The sequence below is a fragment of the Oleiphilus sp. HI0117 genome (assembly GCF_001635235.1).
The window spans coordinates 1-808 of the sequence record NZ_LWGA01001356.1; the positions used below are offsets into that span (position 1 = coordinate 1).

At 40.8% G+C, this 808-nt stretch carries 1 protein-coding gene; it reads right to left on the reverse strand.

Annotation, left to right across the window (positions count from 1 at the left end):
* On the reverse strand, nt 1-786 hold a 786-nt coding region (locus tag A3757_RS23300; protein WP_231878364.1), incomplete at its 3' end, for a sensor histidine kinase KdpD.
* Nucleotides 787-808 lie beyond the last annotated feature (22 nt).

Here is an 808-nt window from a genome sequence, read left to right on the forward strand (position 1 = left end):
ACGAAACAGGCTGTGTAGTTTCTCTTCAGGGATACCGACACCTGTATCAGAGATCTTAATTAATACTTCTTCTCCTACCTGGTAAGCGCTTAGTGTGATTTTGCCTTGTTCGGTATATTTGACGGCATTGCCTAGTATATTGATCAATATTTGCTGCACGCGAAACTCATCTGCATTTAAGTTTCTAACCTTAGGTGAAATCTCTGCTTTTAACTCAATAGGCTTCTTATCCAGAAGAGGTTTCATGGTGGTAAGTACTAACTCTGATATAGACTGAAGATCTATGGGAGCGATATTCAGTTTTAGCTTTCCATGTTTGATACTCGAAAAATCAAGAATGTCGTTCACCAGGATATTCAAGCGCTGCGAGGTGTTAGAGATAAGCTCAATCTTGTTTTTTTGGTCTGGACTTAAGCTCTGCTGATCACTTTCGATTAATACTTTTGCTAGCCCCGAGATACCTTGTAAAGGCGTTCGTAGTTCGTGAGAGGTAGTGGCCAAAAACTCATCTTTGAAGGCATCCATTTCGATAAGTTCTTTATTTCGACTTTTTAGTTGCTTCGACATCGCCTCTACTAAGTCTAGGTTCTTCAGATAGTTCCGTTGAAGGGCGATGGACTGGGAGATAACAAAAGCCAGTACGCCAAAATGTGCGACATTAAAAGGTGTGCCGAAAATACCATTGGCTTTGAGTACATCATGAATAACGGTAAGCGCCAAAATAAGTAAACTGGCGCCAAAAGCTTTAACCCGTTTTCCACCTGCTTGAACAACTTTTAAGTACATAGCCATTGCAAAGGTGACGCTA